Here is a 14,877-nt window from a genome sequence, read left to right on the forward strand (position 1 = left end):
CATCGCGGGAGGCGGCGCGGTTTATCTCCTGGCGAACGCGGGTGGCTCCGGGGAGTCCCTTGATATACCAGGCAAAGTGTTTGCGCATTTCCCGGACAGCTACTGCTTCGCTTTTAAATTGGCAGACGAGGTCGAGATGCCGGGTGGCAGTTTGCAGCCTTTCTTCGCGGCTGGGTGGGGGTATCCGGCGGTCGTTTTTCAAGAGCTCCACCGTTTCCCGAAAAATGAAAGGGTTTCCCAGGGCGGCCCGTCCGATCATTACCGCATCACAAGCGGTGAAATCAATCATCCGCCGGGCATCATCAGCCGACCAGATGTCGCCGTTGCCGATTACTGGTATCTTAAGCTCTTTCTTCATCTCTTTTATTAAATTCCAGTCAGCCGAACCGGAAAAGAATTGCTGGCGGCTGCGGGGATGAAGGCAGACGGCGGCAACTCCTTCTTCTTCTAGCGCCTGGGCCAGTTCCAGGCAATTAATGCTGTTTTCGTCCCAGCCTTTGCGCATCTTAACGCTTACGGGGACTTTTACAGCTCGCAACACTTCCCGGACTATAGCCCGGCTTTTGGCCATATCCAGCATCAAGGCTGCCCCTTCCCCGTTTTTCACAATCTTGGGGGTAGGACAGCCCATATTGATATCAATGATATCTGCTCCCATATCTTCTACTATCTGGGCAGCAGCAGCCATGCTTTCAGCTTCGGAGCCGAAAATCTGTACGGCCACCGGTCGTTCTTCTCCACTGCTATCGGCTATTTTGCTGGTTCGCCCCTGACCGTAGACCAGGCCTTTGTCACTTACCATTTCACTGCAGACCAGCCCACAGCCAAAGTCTCGCGCCAGAATGCGATAGGCCTGGTCGCTAACTCCGGCCATCGGAGCAGCACAGACCCGGTTTTTTATCTTCTGCTTGCCAATAAAAAACACTGACTTCTCCTTTAAAATGAAAATATGATTCCGCTGCAAAAAGTAATATTTATGCAACCCTATGCAACAAAAAGGGGTTTTTGCAGTAGAACCAAATATATTATGGGAACGGTTCTTCTTATATATATCATAATATAACTGCAGGCGGACCAGCCGGAAGAACCCTCCCTATGCTCGCTCGGGGTAGGTGGAGATTATCCCCGGTTCATTTCGTAGATCAACCGTAATCCATCCAAGGTGAGGAACTCGTCAACTGTATCGATCACATCGGTTTCGCGGGCGATTACCGCGGCCAGGCCACCGGTAGCAATCACCTGGGGTTCACCTTCTATTTCCGTTTTCATCCGGGTGATAATCCCTTCCACCTGTCCTACAAAACCATACATTATCCCGGCCTGCATGCTGCTGACGGTATTTTTGCCGATCAGGCTGCGGGGTCGTTGCAGCTCTACTCGCGGTAGTTTGGCGGCTTTGGAGACCAGCGCTTCAGTGGATATTATAATCCCGGGGGCAATGGCTCCGCCCAGGTACTCCCCTTTGGCGCTTACTACGCAAAAGGTGGTGGCAGTGCCAAAGTCCACGATTATCAGAGGCCCCCCATACTTGTTATAAGCAGCCACCGCATTTACCACCCGGTCAGCCCCCACTTCTCGGGGATTCTCATACTTTATAGCCAGGCCATTCTTAACTCCCGGGCCGATGACCAGAGGGCGGCAGGCAAAAAACTTACGGCTCATCCACTCCAGTTCCATCATCAATGTAGGAACAACCGAGGAAATAACCACCGACTTTATATCCTTTAGATTAAATCTATCGTTTTTAAACAGGGAGCGCAGCAATATTCCGTATTCGTCGCAGGTACGCTGGGGATTGGTTCTTATCCTCCAGTGGTTTAAGAGCTTCTCCCCGTCATAAACGCCGATTACTGTGTTGGTATTGCCCACATCAAAGACCAGTATCAAGGCATATTCCCTCCAATTTCAAACCAGGGCCGGTTTTTCCTGTTTCTTATTCCTAAAAGCAGCGGAACCCGCAAGCTTTATTTCTTCTAATCTCTTCTCTCTAAGTTTCCATTCTCCTGCAAAACTGCTCGGCAATTATGGCGGCTATGGCAATTTTTATTAAGTCGAAGAAAACAAAGGGGAGAAAACCCAGTTTAATTATTTGTCCAACATTTACAGTATGTCCCAGGTAGAAATTTAATATCAAATACATATAGGGCAAACCAAGCAAATAATAAATGATTATTCCCAATAGACCGGAAAGGGAAAATTTTAATAGAATGGACGCTTTCCCGCCAGTGGCGTATGCATGATAATGTTGCTTTCCCAAAACATGGCGCAAAAACCAGGATTGCAGGTAGGCGGCCAGCGGAAATCCCAGCAAAAAACCGAAGCTGGGCAGCAAAACATAGGCCGGGCCGCCATAAGGGGGTACGGAAAAAACCGGCAGGCCAATGAGCCCCAGAAGAAGATAAGCCAGCATGCTCAAAGATGCGGCCAGGGGCGAAAGCAGCAGGGCAGCCAGGAGCATTACCAGTGGCTGCAGGCTGAAAGGTATCACCATCAGTGGCTGGAAAGCCCTCACCAGTATGGTAAGAACACAGAGCAGGGCGGCAAACATCGCCGCCAGAACCATTTCCCGGGTAGATATCCTCATCCCATCACTCCTCCAAGTTGTTAACCTATATTATATCATTTGGTTAACAGGCAAGGGAAGTTTTATTATTTGTTCCATACCAGGCAAATTATGTTACAATAATATTGGTTCTTAGCTCTTAGGTGAAAGGAAAACCTTCGATCGGTGAGAGTATCGCAACTGGTGCAAGTGCATCATTGCACCCAAAAGAGGGGTTGCATTTGCCATATTCACCGAAAGGAGGTGATGTCTTATGGTTGTCACCATTGCAGTTATGTTGCAGGGTTCCTGTGGCAGAAAGCAACAAGACGCAGAGTGCAGATACTGTGCTTTACGGACAAGTTGTCCAGCCACAGAAAAAGTGACGGCCCTCTGGGTCCCGAACACCCAAAGAGCCTAGCGAGCCACCGGCAGGGCTTCGGCCCTGCCATTAACTATAGTATATGCTATTAATGCAATTATTGCCACTGATTTCTTTAATGATTCAGGAAAATTTTACTAATCGTTGAAGTTTTTATAACTTACTGTATTTTGAAGCTGATGTCGAGGCTGGGGGCGGAATGGGTGAGGGCCCCGCAGGAAATGAAGTCGACTCCGGTTTTGGCTATTTCAACAATGTTTTCTTCATTGACGCCACCGGAGGCTTCCAGAAGGGCCTGACCGTTTACTATTTCCACCGCTTTTCTCATGCTTTCGGAATCCATGTTGTCCAATAATATTATGTCGGCCCGGGCTTCCAGAGCTTCCTGCAATTGCTGCAGGTTCTCCACTTCCACTTCAATCTTCAGGGTGTGGGGAACCTTTTGCCGGAGGGTGGACACGGCCTTTTGTATTCCTCCAACCGCCTGGATATGGTTGTCTTTTATCATTACTCCATCATAAAGGCCGAAGCGATGGTTCTTCGCCCCTCCTACCCTGACAGCATACTTTTCCAGCAGGCGCAGACCGGGAGTGGTTTTACGGGTGTCGACCAGAACTGCATGCTGGTATTTTATGCTTTCTGCCATATTACGGGTTTTGCTGGCTATCCCGGAAAGCCGTTGCAGGAAATTCAGGGCTACTCTTTCTCCACTGAGCAGGGTGTTCATTTTTCCCTCAACTCGGGCAATCCTGTCCCCGGGCTTGATTTCATCTCCATCGTATTTAAAGGCGGTAAACTGCACCGCCGGTTCCAGGCAACTAAAAACGGCGGCAGAGACCTCTAACCCAGCCACAATTCCGCTGGCTTTGGCCAAAAACAGGCCCTGACCTTCTTGAGTTTCCGCTATAAGGTTCTGGGTGGTTATATCCCCGTTCCCCAGGTCTTCTTCCAGGGCTCTTTTTATTATTTCTTTTACCATCCAATCGTTCATTTTTTATCCTCCGAATCATAGTATAAGTGAGGAGTAAGGGGTGAGATTTTTCCTTTTACAATCTTACTATCAAGCGCCTACTAACTCACTTTTCAGCAGTGCAGGCAAAAGAACCGTCCCCTTGCCTGCCAACTAACAGTTGATGAAGGAGAGGTGTTTGAGCCAGCGGAGTTCGTCACGGGCGGGGTGGTCGGAGCGGAAATGCCCGCCGCGGCTTTCCTGGCGCCACAGGGCGGCTTGTACTATGATGCGAGCTACGGTCAGCATATTGACTATTTCATAATAGGCAAAGAGGTCCTCCCCGCATGCTACATGGCTGTAGATTTCTTCGATTTCCTGGTTGGCGGCCTTGAGCCCTTCCTCATTCCTTATTATGCCCACATTTTCCCACATAATTGCCTGCAGGCGCTTTTTCGCTTCCGGGGGGTCGATGCCCTCTTGCTGCGGAGAATAGAACCAACTCTGGTCAAAATGGCGGAATACTTCATCGATGCTGATACGGCGGCGGTACATGATTTCTTCGGCGCGATCCACTATGCGCTGTCCGAATACTATGCCTTCGAGCAAGGAATTACTGGCCAGGCGGTTGGCGCCGTGTACTCCGGTGCAAGCGGCTTCGCCGCAGGAATAAAGGGCATAAACTCCAGTTTCTCCGTAAGTGCTGGTTTCAATTCCACCCATGATATAGTGGGCTGCGGGGGAAACGGGTACCTGCTCACGGGTAATGTCAATGCCGCTTTCCCGGCAGGTGCGATAGATATTGGGGAAGCGCTTCTCCACCTGCTGGATGCCGTTCATGTCCAGGTAGACATATTCGCTGCCGCTGTGATTCATCTCATTTACAATAGCCCGGGATACAATATCCCGCGGGGCCAGCTCGGCCAGGGAATGGTAAGCGGGCATAAAGCGCTCTCCTTTATCATTGTAGAGCAGACCTCCTTCTCCTCTAACCGCTTCGGAAATGAGAAAACGCTGATTGCTATAACTAAAAAGTACTGTAGGGTGAAACTGGATAAATTCCATGTCGTTGAGCCGGCACCCGGCGCGATAGGCGGCGGCCATGCCATCAGCGGTAGCTACGCTGGGATTGGTGGTGTAACGATAGAGTTGCCCGGCTCCTCCGGTAGCTATGATGGTGGCTTTGGCCAGGTAGGCTAGCTGCTGCCGGGTTTTGGCATCATAAACCAGAGCGCCGTAGCATTCCTTACGCTGGTCATGCCCTAAAATATCCACCAGGAATTGGTCTTCTATTATCCTTATGTCGCTACTTTCTTCACATTTTTTGACCAGGGCTACGCGGATGGCCTCCCCGGTGGTATCAGCAGCATGCAGGATGCGGGCTTTGCTATGGGCCCCTTCCCGGGTAAGGGCTACATTACCGTTCTTCATGTCGAAGCTGGCCCCCGCCTGGATTAATTCCCGCACACGTTCCGGTCCTTCCCGCACCAGAACATCTACGGCCTCAATATTGCAAAGTCCGGCTCCTGCTTCCAGAGTATCCTCCAGATGCAAAAAAGGGGAATCTTCTTCGTGCACAGCAGCGGCAATTCCCCCTTGAGCCAATCCGGTATTGGAGTCTTCTATGGTTTTTTTGGTCAATACGATGACTTTCCCATACTGGGAGGCTTTTAGCGCGGTAAAAAGCCCGGCTATCCCTCCGCCAACTATGAGAAAATCGGTAGTCTCCACCGGGGTATCCTTATGGAGAACCCCTATATAGCGTGTTATTATCATAATTCACCTGATTGTTTATTTAATCTGCCATGACAGGACATTATTCTACCTGCGTTAATTAATTGATTATTGCCGAAATAATTTTGCTTTTTTCAGGTGAAGCAAGGTTCCAGGTTATTAATAAGAAGCAAGTTTTCCTAACCCTCACTCCTTACCCCTCACTTTTCACCCTTTGATCTCTATCATGCGGTCCAGGCTGCGGTGAGCCCGCCGGCTTATCTCCGGGGGCACTTCCACCTGATACTCCATGTTTTCCAGGGCGCCGGCCAGTTTCTCCAGGGTAATATACTTCATGTCCGGGCAATGAAAGTTTTCCCGGGCCAGGTAGAGTTTTTTCTCGGGGCAGTTCTTCTGCAGCGTATAGAGAAAACCTTCCTCAGTTCCAATGATGAATTCCGTTTCATAGCTGGAGCGTACATGCTCCAGAATGCCGGCGGTAGAACGCACGGCATCTGCCTTTCGGGTTACCTCAGGAAGGCATTCAGGATGTACCACTACCTGCGCCTCAGGGTGCAGCTCTTTTTGTTTTTCCACCTCCGCCCAGCTGAGTGCATGGTGAATGGGGCAATATCCTTCCCAGAGTATCATCTTGCGCCCGGTCTGGCTCTGGATGTAGGCTCCCAGGTTCTGATCCGGTACAAAAATTATCGTTCTATCTTCCGGGATGGAGCGAACTACATTAAGAGCATTGGATGAAGTACAACAAATATCACTCTCCGCCTTGACCTCGGCGCTGGAGTTGACATAGCATACAACTGCCGCGCCGGGGTTTTCGGCTTTCATTTTGCGCAAGGCCTCCGCTCCGGCCATGTCTGCCATGGGACATCCCGCTCGAATATCGGGCAGAATAACCGTTTTATCTGGATTCAGTATCTTGGCACTTTCGGCCATGAAGTTTACGCCGCAAAAGACTATTGCCTGGGCGCTGGTAGCAGCGGCCTGAATAGCCAATTGCAGCGAATCACCAACGAAATCAGCTATATCCTGTATTTCAGGCAACTGGTAAAAATGAGCCAGGATGACTGCGTTAATTTCCTTTTTTCGGCGCAGCACATATTGTTCCAGCTCTGCTGGCATAGTCAAAGCCTCCTAATTTATCTTTATCATAAACGCTGGCTAACCAAGTTTTTTGATGTTATTATTTTCGTCCATAAAAACCAGCCTGGGTTTGTGGTTGTGGCACTCTTCATCCTGGAGTACGGTATAGGTGAGAATGATTACTACATCCCCCTTTTGTACCAGGCGAGAGGCAGCTCCGTTTAAGCAAATTACTTTTGATCCCCGTTCACCTTCTATAACATAGGTGTCAAAACGCGCGCCGTTGTTATTATTAACTATGGTCACCTTTTCATTCTCCAAAATGTCAGCAGCGTCCATCAAATCCTTATCGATGGTAATACTGCCCACATAATTCAGATTGGCGTCCGTTACAACCGCACGATGGATTTTTGATTTGAGCATATGCCGCAGCACCAGTTACACCTCCACAATAAGGTTGTCAATCAACCTGGTCTTGCCAAACTTTATCGCCAGGGCTATCAAAACCTTACCGGCGCAAGTTTGCATTTCCGACAAATCATTGGCATTACTAATCGCAATGTAGTCGATTGCAGCCCGAGGACAGGCTCTTATCATTTCCTCCATTTTCTGCCGGATTATCCCAGTCTCTCTCTCCCCATTTTTTATTTCTTCTTCCGCCATTTTTAGCGCTCGGTACAATACCAGGGCTTCTGCCCTTTCTTCGGGACTCAGATAGACATTGCGGGAACTCATGGCCAGCCCATCTTTTTCTCTTACGATAGGCACCCGGATAATTTCCAGAGGGAAGTTCAATTCCCGTACCATTTTCTCCACAACCATCAATTGCTGGGCATCTTTCTGGCCGAAATAGGCCCGGTCAGGCTGACAGATATTGAATAACTTGCTTACTACGGTGGTAACTCCTTTGAAATGTCCCGGACGCGAAGCTCCGCACATTTTCTCAGTAATTTCCCCATATGCTTCCACAAAAGTCTGAAAGCCACCGGGATACATATCCCGGATGCCGGGGCAAAACAGTGCATCTACTTTTTCTTTTTCCAGGAGAGCGCTGTCCTGCTCCAGATCACGCGGGTATTGCTCAAAATCTTCGCCTACCCCGAATTGAATGGGGTTGACAAAAATGCTAACCACTATTCGATCACAGTGCTGCCGGGCTTCTTTCACGAGGGCCAGATGACCCTCGTGAAGATAACCCATGGTGGGAACTAAACCGATGCTTTGGCCCTGTTTCTTTTGCTCCCGAGCCCATTCTTGCATTTTTGTAATATTTTCAAATACTTGCATAGCCTTTTCCTCATCAAAATTAATAAGAAAAGTGAGGAGTGAGTTATTTAACCCCATTATTATATTACAAACCCTTACTAACTCACTTTTCATCGGTAGTTGCGGCCCCCGACCATGGGGATTAGTTGAATTCTCGCTCCCGAGAGCTTAGTAGAGTCTATCCAAGACTTCTTCCTTAATTGTGAAGCAGTGTTCTTCCGCCGGGAATGTTCCGGCTTCCACTTCGGCTTTGTAGTTCTTCAAGGCTTCCATTATCAATGGTTCTAAATTGGCAAATTTCCGGACGAACTTGGGTATATGTCCCTGAAACATTCCCAGCATATCGTTAATCACCAAAACCTGCCCATCGCAATGAGGTCCGGCACCAATGCCAATAGTGGGTACGGATACTTCCTCAGTAACCCTGCGGGCCAGTTCGCTGGGAACACATTCCAAGACTATACAGTAGACTCCAGCCTGATCCAGGGCTTTGGCATCGTCCACCAGCTTCTTGGCGGTTTCCAAATCCTTGCCCTGTACTTTAAAGCCACCAAACTGGTGCACCGATTGCGGGGTCAGTCCGATATGTCCCATAACGGGAATCTGGGCGTCCAGTATGGCTTTAACTGTATCCACTCTTTCGCTGCCGCCCTCCAGCTTAACCGCCTGGCAACCGGCTTCCTGTATGAACCTGCCGGCATTGCGCACGGCTTCCTTTTTGGAAATGTGGTAGGAGAGAAAAGGCATGTCTCCGACCACCATAGCGTTTTTGCTGGCCCTCACCACGGTCTTGCTGTGATGAATCATCTCGTCCATGGTAACAGCCAGGGTGTTCTCGTAACCCAATACCACCATACCCAGAGAGTCGCCTACCAATATCATGTCGATACCGGCTTCATCTACCATTCCCGCCAGGGAATAGTCATAGGCGGTGAGCATGCTTATTCTTTCCTTACGGTTCTTTTTATCTTTTAAAACTGAGGTAGTAATTCTAGCCATGTTTAACCTCCTTTTGATCCGGAGATCTACAAGCAGTGTTAGCACTTCCCCCTGCCCTCCAGGGGGAGGAAACATCCTTAAAAAAGCTAAAGAGGCTAGCTGGCTGATTCCATCCGGGTCAGCTCACGGAGGAAAAGCTTCTGGAACTCTTCCCGGGTCTTTTCATCAATACTGCCTTTTTCCAGCGCAATTGATGCGGTATAGAAGCCCAGCCAGCTGTATAGTTTCATTAGCTCCGGTGCCATTTCTTCCATACAAAGCATATGATCCACTACCGTGCCCAGATCGCCTCGGGCAATCGGACCGGTCAGGGCTTTGGGTATACCTATGTTTTCAATATTTTTAACCGTACCGGATATAAGGGGCAACAAGGCCTTGGCCGCCATCATCCGGGGTATTCCTGTTGCTTCCAGAAGTTTTATTCCAAAATCAATAATGGTAACCAGGTAATTGGAGACCACACAGGCACCAGCATGATACAAAGGCTTGGCACTCCGGTCAATGAAAAAATATTCCCCTTCCAGGGCTTCTACTATGCTGACCCCCAGGGCATAAGCTTCCTCATCCCCTTCAATGCTGAATACTGAACCAGGCAGTATCTCTATGGCCCGGTCGATACTGGCAAAGGCTTGCAGGGGATGCACAGACAAGACCAAAGCGCCGAATTCCTTCGCTCGATCTAGAATCTGCGAGGATTGGGCCCCGCTCATGTGTATTATGACCTGTCCCGGGCGAAAAGCCCGATTATCTGCTATTGCATCAACTACACTGGCAATCACAGTGTCGGAGGTAGTAACAAAGATTATATCCGCCGAGTGAGAAACATCTTGAGGTGATGGGTAAGCGGTACAGCCGATCCGTTCCACAAGCTGTTGTGTAGATTCGGATTTAATATCCTGCACACCCGTAATCTCATAGCCCTTGTTTTTGAGTACCACCCCAACAGCGGTTCCTACCACTCCCGTCCCAATAATACCTATCTTCTCTCTCATTAACTAAACCCCCCTTTTGGGTACAGGAGAAATCACATTAGTCTTCCGGTGACAGCTTTTCGTCTGGTTCATAATAGATACCAGCAATTCTGCCAGATCCGGGATTTCTGGTGGGAGAACCTTCTACTCTCTTGATTTTACTGTTTCCTTCCCGGGCAAAGACTCTAATCAACACCTCCTTGATTTTGGCTCCATCGTCAGGAAAGATGATTTCTGCATTAATTTCCCGCAAGGGAACCAGTACAAACAAACGTTGCCGCATGAGTGGGTGAGGGACTTTCAATTCCGGAAAATCCAGCACCTCATCTCCAAATAAAAGGATATCCAGGTCTATTATCCGAGGGCCCCATTTTTCCTTGCGCTGGCGGCCCATTTTAATTTCAATTTCTTGCAAACTCTGCAACAAAACCAGAGGCTCCAAAGCCGTTTCAATTTCTATTACCTGATTTATAAAATCTTCCTGCTCGGTACGGCCCCAGGGTGCGGTCAAATAAAGGGAGGAGCTTTTGACTATTCTGGTTCCTTCCAATTCTGTAATCATGTTCCTGGCAACCGCCAAATTTTCTTGTTTAAAGCCGCAATTTGAGCCTAGTCCTATGTAAACTCTATTTTTCATGAGGGTTCACCCTAAAAAATATCATATAGTGGGGGGAAGAGCAAGAAAATTTCATCATTTCTCTCTTCTAATTTTTACAGCAATATAATCAAAGTTTCCTTTCACCGGAGCATCGGGTTTAGATACCTGTACTTCAACTGCCTGCAAAGCGGCAAAAGAATCCAGCAAAGTAGCAGCAATCTTCTCAGCCAGGGTTTCCAAAAGATTATATGATTGCTTTTCTACAATATTTTCCACCAGGTGAAATACTTTATCATAATCAACGGTCAAAGCCAGGTCATCCGACTCGGCCGCCGCCCTTAAATTAAGAAATAGATCCAGATCCACCAGGAACTTCTGGGGGGTTTCTTTTTCCGCTGGAAGTAGACCATGGCAAGCCTGAAATTCCAGGCCCCGGGCTATTATTTTATCCATTTTCCCTTACCACCGCATCCGTCATCATGGCTACCCGCTTGCTCTCCCGGACATCATGCACCCGCACTATATCCGCCGCATTCATTATGGCCATGGCTACAATGGCCAGACTGCCCTCCAGGCGCTGCTCTACTTCCAGATCCAAGGTCTGGCCGATAAATGTTTTCCGGGAAGCCCCTATCAATAGAGGTTGTCCCAGGCTTTTGAATTCCTCCAGCCTTTTTATCAGCAAGCGGTTTTGGGCCGTGTTTTTGCCAAAACCCAGCCCGGGGTCGATAATCATTTTTTCCCGGGCCAGTCCGGCCTCCCGGGCCATTTCTATAGATTGGCCGAGTTCTTTTATAATGTCGCTTATAATATCCTGGTAGTGCATAAGGTCTTTGGTAATTTTTTCAGCATCAATTACCTGTCCGGATTCATCCCGGACCTGCATGCGGTTGTGCATCAGTATCACCGGGGCCTGTTTCTCTACCAGGACGGGCAACAAGCCGGGGTCAAGTTGTAAACATCCGATGTCATTTATCAAGTGTACTCCTTCGTCCAGGCAGGCTCTGGCCACCCCAGCGCGGAAGGTGTCCAAGGAAAGGATAAAGCCCTCGTGGGAGAGGCTTTTTACTACCGGCAGGACGCGCCGCAGTTCTTCCGCTTCGTCTATCATCTGGGACTGGGGACGGGAGGAGGCTCCTCCGATATCAATAATATCAGCCCCTTCTTCCCGCATCTTACGGGCTCGCTCCACCGCCTTGCCGGCTTCCATATAACGGCCTCCATCGGAAAAGGAGTCCGGGGTAACATTTAATATCCCCATAATTAAAGTTCGCTGGTTCAAGGACAGTTCTTTGCCATGAGCCAGCGCTATAGTCCGCTCGCGTGCTTCCAGGTTATCCAGTATTGTTTGAATTTCGGCGGCAATTTTTTTCAAGCCAAAAGGCTGCTTCTTTAGCTTTTCCAGCAGCAGGCCGTAGTGTTTTAGGGTCCCCAGTAACAATACATCAGTGGTCCCTTCCAAATACAGGGCCTCACGCTTAACCGCGGCTTCGCCACCTTTGGCCAGCATTTCCTGCTTGATGATATTGGCTGCTATGCAAGGTATCTCTTTTAGTTTAATACAGCGAAAAACAGCCTTTGGCAGTAGATAGACAAAGGCTGCAGAATCAACCGCTATTTCCTGCAGAAGCCGCTGGGCTTCCCGGCGGTCATGTATTAAGACGGCATGGTGCCCCTGCTGCATCCAAGCTCCCTCCATTCTTTTGGAGTATCAATATTCAAAATTGCTTATGGTAAGCTCTTTGTTTTTAAACTTGGGACATTGCTCGTTATACTCGCAGTTGCGGCAAATTCGGGACAGGTTGTCAGCCCGATGCAGCCTCTCGCCCAAAAAACTCATATCCTGCCTGATGTTGCGATGTTCATATACAGCTCGGCTGATCAAATCTATTTCCAGGGGATTGAAATGAGCACGGGGCAGGATTTCCCGGGTCAGGCGGGAACCAAAGGAGGCATGGTCGATTCCGGTTTTATATTCCTGCCATTTACCGATATCATGCAGCAAACCGGCGGCGTATATCACTTCTTTCCCCGCCAGTTTTCCACTTAGACCGCTTTCTTTAACGAAATAGCTCAAAAGGTTCTGTTCCAGTATCAAAATGTAGGCTATCCGGGCAACATTAAGGTGGTGTTGGAAATCATGCTGGCAAAATTTGGGCTCCTGTTCTTCTTCACGATTGCGATGCATATATTCCGTATAGAATTCGTCATTTATCAGCAGTTCTACTCTCTTCAAATAATTCACCCCCCGAGCAGTATTCTATTGACTGGTATTAGTTATATTATACATGCTAGAAAAAAATCCTTCCCTATTTATAGAGAAATTTAACGGGCAAAAGAACTGTCCCCATGCCCGGCCTGGCGCATTATTCCCTCAAATTCTTCGCCTTCCATGGTTTCCTGTTCTATCAAACGGGCAGCTACCTGGTGCAGTTTATCCATATTTTCCTGCAGTATTTTTTCGGCCTTTTTGTAACTGCTTTCCATATAGTGGCTGGCTTCTTTATCTATGGCATAGGCAATGGCGTCAGAATAGTTGCGATCCCGGGAGATGTCCCGTCCCAGGAAGACTTCCTCGCTTTTATGGCCGAAGGTAAGTGGCCCTAATTCCTCCGACATGCCGAATTCGGTTATCATCTTGCGTACTATACCGCTAGCCCTTTCCAGGTCATTCTGGGCTCCGGTGCTGATATCATTTAATACCAAGGCTTCAGCTACCCGCCCACCCAGCAGGGTGGTAACCTCATCCAAGAGGTAGGATTTGGTGATATAATTGCGGTCTTCTTCCGGTAGCAAGAGGGTATAACCTCCGGCCCGTCCCCGCGGTATAATGGAGATTTTATGCAATTTATCGGTATGGGGCAGGAAATAGCTAACTACCGCATGCCCACCTTCATGATAAGCCACCAGCCGTTTTTCTTTTTCGGAGATAACCCGGCTTTTCTTTTCTGGACCGGCAATGACCCTTTCAATGGATTCTTCCAATTCTTCCATACCGATTTTATTTTTATTACGGCGAGCAGTGAGCAATGCTGCTTCATTAACCATATTGGCCAGATCAGCTCCAGTGAAGCCGGGAGTACGCTTGGCCAATATTTCCATATTGATATTTTCGTCCAGAGGCTTGTTCTGGACATGAACCTCCAGAATGGCTTCTCTCCCCTTGACATCAGGCTTATCAATCAATATATGACGGTCAAATCTTCCCGGTCGCAAAAGTGCCGGATCCAGGATATCCGGTCGATTGGTGGAGGCCATGACGATAATAGCCTCTCCGGTACTGAATCCATCCATCTCCACCAGCAATTGGTTCAAGGTCTGTTCTCTCTCATCATGCCCCCCGCCCAGGCCGGCTCCCCGCTGGCGTCCAACCGCATCGATTTCATCGATAAAGACTATACAAGGGGCGTTTTTCTTGGCCTGTTCAAAAAGATCGCGAACACGGGCTGCACCAACGCCAACAAACATCTCCACGAAGTCCGAGCCGCTGATGGAGAAGAAAGGCACCCCAGCTTCGCCGGCCACGGCCTTGGCCATCAGGGTTTTCCCCGTTCCGGGAGCACCATAGAGCAGAACCCCGCGGGGAATCTTGGCTCCGATCTGAACAAACTTCTGCGGATTTTTCAGGAATTCCACTACTTCCTGCATTTCCTCCTTGGCCTCTTCCGCTCCGGCCACATCCTTAAAAGATTCTTTTACATCTTCTCCACTCAACAGGCGGGCCTTGCTTTTGCCAAATTGCATCACCCGGCCTCCGCCGCCCTGGGTCTGGTTCATAATGAAGAGCAGGAAGACCACCAAAATAATTATGGGGAACAGGGTAGTAAGCAAAGTCATCCATATGGACGGGGGCGGAACGGGATGGGTAGTATAATCTACCTTCTTTTCCCGCAGGAGCTTTATAATATCGGCTTCCTTGGAAACTGTAGCGGTAAATTTGCTATTGTCCTTCAACTCGCCACTAAGGTTGTAAACCAGTTCGGCTACTTCTACATCGACCACCTTCACCTGACCCTGCTCAACCATCTGGTAGAATTGAGGCTCACTAAGCTCCTTGATTTCTATATCCGAGCGGCTCACCATTTTCATGGCAAAGAGAGCCAGGAGTACAATTAGAGTATATAAGGCAATATTTTTTAGAGCTCTGTCCAAAACATTTCCTCCCCATAAAATCCTGGAGAATTTGCGTCATATTGTAGCATATTAAGCCTTTCTTTTCAATTACGCACAAAGCAGTATAAATCATGATGTGGCTGCAAAATGGCCTACTTGCTATTTGCAAAAAGTTATTAGTATTCATTGGCTTAAATAAATATACCACTCAGCTACCTCAGTAGCGACACCCGAAGGGTGGAG

The 14,877-nt window shown here is 48.7% G+C and carries 15 protein-coding genes; all 15 read right to left on the reverse strand.

The features are described 5' to 3' along the window. Positions 1-925, reverse strand: a 925-nt coding sequence (dusB, locus tag PHP87_RS06375) for a tRNA dihydrouridine synthase DusB (RefSeq protein WP_299919749.1), incomplete at its 3' end; no start/stop codon positions are given. A 194-nt stretch (positions 926-1,119) separates the two neighbouring features. Continuing rightward, positions 1,120-1,887 (reverse strand): type III pantothenate kinase, encoded by a 768-nt coding sequence (locus PHP87_RS06380; protein ID WP_299919750.1) that lies wholly within the window; start codon positions 1,885-1,887, stop codon positions 1,120-1,122. 100 nt (positions 1,888-1,987) lie between these two features. After that, on the reverse strand, positions 1,988-2,584 hold the full coding sequence (locus PHP87_RS06385) for a biotin transporter BioY (RefSeq protein ID WP_299919752.1): 597 nt from the start codon (positions 2,582-2,584) through the stop codon (positions 1,988-1,990). 500 nt (positions 2,585-3,084) lie between these two features. Further along, on the reverse strand, positions 3,085-3,915 hold the full coding sequence (gene nadC, locus PHP87_RS06390; RefSeq protein WP_299919753.1) for a carboxylating nicotinate-nucleotide diphosphorylase: 831 nt from the start codon (positions 3,913-3,915) through the stop codon (positions 3,085-3,087). 132 nt (positions 3,916-4,047) lie between these two features. Further along, entirely contained in the window at positions 4,048-5,649 is a 1,602-nt protein-coding gene (nadB, locus tag PHP87_RS06395; RefSeq protein WP_299919754.1) for an L-aspartate oxidase, read from the reverse strand. A 165-nt stretch (positions 5,650-5,814) separates the two neighbouring features. Next, positions 5,815-6,726, reverse strand: coding sequence for a quinolinate synthase NadA (gene nadA / locus PHP87_RS06400; protein ID WP_299919755.1), 912 nt, complete (start codon positions 6,724-6,726; stop codon positions 5,815-5,817). Between the two features lie 39 nt (positions 6,727-6,765). Next, on the reverse strand, positions 6,766-7,122 hold the full coding sequence (gene panD / locus PHP87_RS06405) for an aspartate 1-decarboxylase (protein WP_299919756.1): 357 nt from the start codon (positions 7,120-7,122) through the stop codon (positions 6,766-6,768). Positions 7,123-7,125: 3 nt separating this feature from the next. Continuing rightward, positions 7,126-7,974 carry a pantoate--beta-alanine ligase gene (gene panC / locus PHP87_RS06410; RefSeq protein ID WP_299919758.1) on the reverse strand — a complete coding sequence of 283 codons (849 nt, stop codon included), beginning with the start codon at positions 7,972-7,974 and terminating at the stop codon, positions 7,126-7,128. Positions 7,975-8,121: 147 nt separating this feature from the next. Then, positions 8,122-8,952 carry a 3-methyl-2-oxobutanoate hydroxymethyltransferase gene (panB, locus tag PHP87_RS06415; protein WP_299919760.1) on the reverse strand — a complete coding sequence of 277 codons (831 nt, stop codon included), beginning with the start codon at positions 8,950-8,952 and terminating at the stop codon, positions 8,122-8,124. 95 nt (positions 8,953-9,047) lie between these two features. Beyond that, positions 9,048-9,944, reverse strand: a complete 897-nt coding sequence (locus PHP87_RS06420; protein WP_299919761.1) for a Rossmann-like and DUF2520 domain-containing protein — start codon at positions 9,942-9,944, stop codon at positions 9,048-9,050. Between the two features lie 37 nt (positions 9,945-9,981). Then, positions 9,982-10,560: a 2-amino-4-hydroxy-6-hydroxymethyldihydropteridine diphosphokinase gene (folK, locus tag PHP87_RS06425; RefSeq protein ID WP_299919762.1), complete on the reverse strand. Its 579-nt coding sequence runs from the start codon at positions 10,558-10,560 to the stop codon at positions 9,982-9,984. A 54-nt stretch (positions 10,561-10,614) separates the two neighbouring features. Further along, complete coding sequence (gene folB / locus PHP87_RS06430) at positions 10,615-10,974, reverse strand: dihydroneopterin aldolase (RefSeq protein WP_299919763.1); 360 nt, start codon at positions 10,972-10,974, stop codon at positions 10,615-10,617. After that, positions 10,967-12,205, reverse strand: coding sequence for a dihydropteroate synthase (folP, locus tag PHP87_RS06435; protein WP_299919764.1), 1,239 nt, complete (start codon positions 12,203-12,205; stop codon positions 10,967-10,969). Before folP ends, folB begins: the two co-directional genes overlap by 8 nt. 27 nt (positions 12,206-12,232) lie before the next feature. Then, complete coding sequence (locus PHP87_RS06440; protein ID WP_299919765.1) at positions 12,233-12,757, reverse strand: HD domain-containing protein; 525 nt, start codon at positions 12,755-12,757, stop codon at positions 12,233-12,235. Positions 12,758-12,846: 89 nt separating this feature from the next. Continuing rightward, positions 12,847-14,673: an ATP-dependent zinc metalloprotease FtsH gene (ftsH, locus tag PHP87_RS06445; RefSeq protein WP_299919767.1), complete on the reverse strand. Its 1,827-nt coding sequence runs from the start codon at positions 14,671-14,673 to the stop codon at positions 12,847-12,849. Between the last annotated feature and the right edge of the window lie 204 nt (positions 14,674-14,877).

The organism is Syntrophomonas sp., from assembly GCF_028707975.1.
Taxonomy (GTDB): domain Bacteria; phylum Bacillota; class Syntrophomonadia; order Syntrophomonadales; family Syntrophomonadaceae; genus Syntrophomonas.

What these genes read in the sequence shown, in the direction of transcription:
- PHP87_RS06385 (WP_299919752.1), bottom strand. Translation starts at nt 2,584, where the DNA reads ATGAGGATATCTACCCGGGAAATGGTTCTGGCGGCGATGTTTGCCGCC.
- nadC (WP_299919753.1), bottom strand. Translation starts at nt 3,915, where the DNA reads ATGAACGATTGGATGGTAAAAGAAATAATAAAAAGAGCCCTGGAAGAA.
- nadB (WP_299919754.1), bottom strand. Translation starts at nt 5,649, where the DNA reads ATGATAATAACACGCTATATAGGGGTTCTCCATAAGGATACCCCGGTG.
- nadA (WP_299919755.1), bottom strand. Translation starts at nt 6,726, where the DNA reads ATGCCAGCAGAGCTGGAACAATATGTGCTGCGCCGAAAAAAGGAAATT.
- panC (WP_299919758.1), bottom strand. Translation starts at nt 7,974, where the DNA reads ATGCAAGTATTTGAAAATATTACAAAAATGCAAGAATGGGCTCGGGAG.
- panB (WP_299919760.1), bottom strand. Translation starts at nt 8,952, where the DNA reads ATGGCTAGAATTACTACCTCAGTTTTAAAAGATAAAAAGAACCGTAAG.
- PHP87_RS06420 (WP_299919761.1), bottom strand. Translation starts at nt 9,944, where the DNA reads ATGAGAGAGAAGATAGGTATTATTGGGACGGGAGTGGTAGGAACCGCT.
- folK (WP_299919762.1), bottom strand. Translation starts at nt 10,560, where the DNA reads ATGAAAAATAGAGTTTACATAGGACTAGGCTCAAATTGCGGCTTTAAA.
- folB (WP_299919763.1), bottom strand. Translation starts at nt 10,974, where the DNA reads ATGGATAAAATAATAGCCCGGGGCCTGGAATTTCAGGCTTGCCATGGT.
- folP (WP_299919764.1), bottom strand. Translation starts at nt 12,205, where the DNA reads ATGCAGCAGGGGCACCATGCCGTCTTAATACATGACCGCCGGGAAGCC.